Source organism: Anaerobacillus sp. ABD4_527, assembly GCF_056160805.1.
The window spans coordinates 1-2752 of sequence record NZ_JBSWXZ010000012.1; the positions used below are offsets into that span (position 1 = coordinate 1).

Here is a 2752-nt window from a genome sequence, read left to right on the forward strand (position 1 = left end):
AAGGCATACCCGGGGAACTGAAACATCTCAGTACCCGGAGGAAGAGAAAGCAATCGCGATTTCCTGAGTAGCGGCGAGCGAAACGGAAACAGCCCAAACCAGAGGGCTTGCCCTCTGGGGTTGTAGGACGTCTCATTGGAGTTACAAAGGCACGGATAGACGAAGCGACCTGGAAAGGTCCATCAGAGAAGGTAACAATCCTGTAGTCAAAATCCGCTGCCCTCCGAGACGGATCCTGAGTACGGCGGGACACGTGAAACCCCGTCGGAATCCGGGAGGACCATCTCCCAAGGCTAAATACTCTCTAGTGACCGATAGTGAACCAGTACCGTGAGGGAAAGGTGAAAAGCACCCCGGAAGGGGAGTGAAAGAGAACCTGAAACCGTGTGCCTACAACTAGTTGGAGCCCGTTAATGGGTGACAGCGTGCCTTTTGTAGAATGAACCGGCGAGTTACGATCCCGTGCAAGGTTAAGCCGAGAAGGCGGAGCCGCAGCGAAAGCGAGTCTGAATAGGGCGAAGGAGTACGTGGTCGTAGACCCGAAACCGGGTGATCTACCCATGTCCAGGGTGAAGTTCAGGTAACACTGAATGGAGGCCCGAACCCACGCATGTTGAAAAATGCGGGGATGAGGTGTGGGTAGCGGTGAAATGCCAATCGAACCCGGAGATAGCTGGTTCTCTCCGAAATAGCTTTAGGGCTAGCCTCGCGGCAAGAATCTTGGAGGTAGAGCACTGATTGGACTAGGGGTCCCTACCGGATTACCGAATCCAGTCAAACTCCGAATGCCAACGATTTATCCGCGGGAGTCAGACTGCGAGTGATAAGATCCGTAGTCGAGAGGGAAACAGCCCAGACCACCAGCTAAGGTCCCAAAGTATACGTTAAGTGGAAAAGGATGTGGCGTTGCTTAGACAACCAGGATGTTGGCTTAGAAGCAGCCATCATTTAAAGAGTGCGTAATAGCTCACTGGTCGAGTGACGCTGCGCCGAAAATGTACCGGGGCTAAACGTATCACCGAAGCTGTGGATTGTCTTACGACAATGGTAGGAGAGCGTTCTAAGGGCTGCGAAGTCAGACCGAAAGGACTGGTGGAGCGCTTAGAAGTGAGAATGCCGGTATGAGTAGCGAAAGACAAGTGAGAATCTTGTCCGTCGAAAGCCCAAGGTTTCCTGAGGAAGGCTCGTCCGCTCAGGGTTAGTCGGGACCTAAGCCGAGGCCGAAAGGCGTAGGCGATGGATAACAGGTTGATATTCCTGTACCACCTCCTTTCCGTTTGAACGACGGGGGGACGCAGAAAGATAGGGAGAGCGCGCTGCTGGATATGCGCGTCCAAGCGATTAGGCTGGTGAATAGGCAAATCCGTTCACCGTGAAGGCTGAGTCGTGATGGCGAGGGAATTTAAGTACCGAAGTCCCTGATTCTACACTGCCAAGAAAAGCCTCTAGTGAGGAAAGAGGTGCCCGTACCGCAAACCGACACAGGTAGGCGAGGAGAGAATCCTAAGACGATCGGGAGAACTCTCGTTAAGGAACTCGGCAAAATGACCCCGTAACTTCGGGAGAAGGGGTGCTTCCTCGGGTGAATAGCCCAGGGGAGCCGCAGTGAAAAGATCCAAGCGACTGTTTAGCAAAAACACAGGTCTCTGCCAAGCCGCAAGGCGATGTATAGGGGCTGACACCTGCCCGGTGCTGGAAGGTTAAGAGGAGGGGTTATCCCTTACGGGAGAAGCTCTGAATCGAAGCCCCAGTAAACGGCGGCCGTAACTATAACGGTCCTAAGGTAGCGAAATTCCTTGTCGGGTAAGTTCCGACCCGCACGAAAGGTGCAACGACTTGGATACTGTCTCAACGAGAGACCCGGTGAAATTATAGTACCTGTGAAGATGCAGGTTACCCGCGACAGGACGGAAAGACCCCATGGAGCTTTACTGTAGCCTGATATTGGATTTTGGTACAGCTTGTACAGGATAGGTAGGAGCCATAGAAGCCGGACCGCTAGGTTCGGTGGAGGCGTCGGTGGGATACTACCCTGGCTGTACTGACATTCTAACCCAGCACCGTGATCCGGTGCGGAGACAGTGTCAGGTGGGCAGTTTGACTGGGGCGGTCGCCTCCTAAAGAGTAACGGAGGCGCCCAAAGGTTCCCTCAGAATGGTTGGAAATCATTCGCAGAGTGTAAAGGCACAAGGGAGCTTGACTGCGAGACCTACAAGTCGAGCAGGGACGAAAGTCGGGCTTAGTGATCCGGTGGTTCCGCATGGAAGGGCCATCGCTCAACGGATAAAAGCTACCCTGGGGATAACAGGCTTATCTCCCCCAAGAGTCCACATCGACGGGGAGGTTTGGCACCTCGATGTCGGCTCATCGCATCCTGGGGCTGAAGTAGGTCCCAAGGGTTGGGCTGTTCGCCCATTAAAGCGGTACGCGAGCTGGGTTCAGAACGTCGTGAGACAGTTCGGTCCCTATCCGTCGCGGGCGCAGGAAATTTGAGAGGAGCTGTCCTTAGTACGAGAGGACCGGGATGGACACACCGCTGGTGTACCAGTTGTTCCGCCAGGAGCATAGCTGGGTAGCTACGTGTGGAAGGGATAAGTGCTGAAAGCATCTAAGCATGAAGCCCCCCTCGAGATGAGATTTCCCACAGCGTCAAGCTGGTAAGATCCCTCAGAGATGATGAGGTTGATAGGTTCGGGGTGGAAGCGTGGCGACACGTGGAGCTGACGAATACTAATCGATCGAGGGCTTAACC

The 2752-nt window shown here is 54.1% G+C and carries 1 rRNA gene; it reads left to right on the forward strand.

The window, feature by feature from the left end:
- Positions 1 to 2752, forward strand: a 23S ribosomal RNA gene (locus ACXAHI_RS20925); the annotation flags it as partial.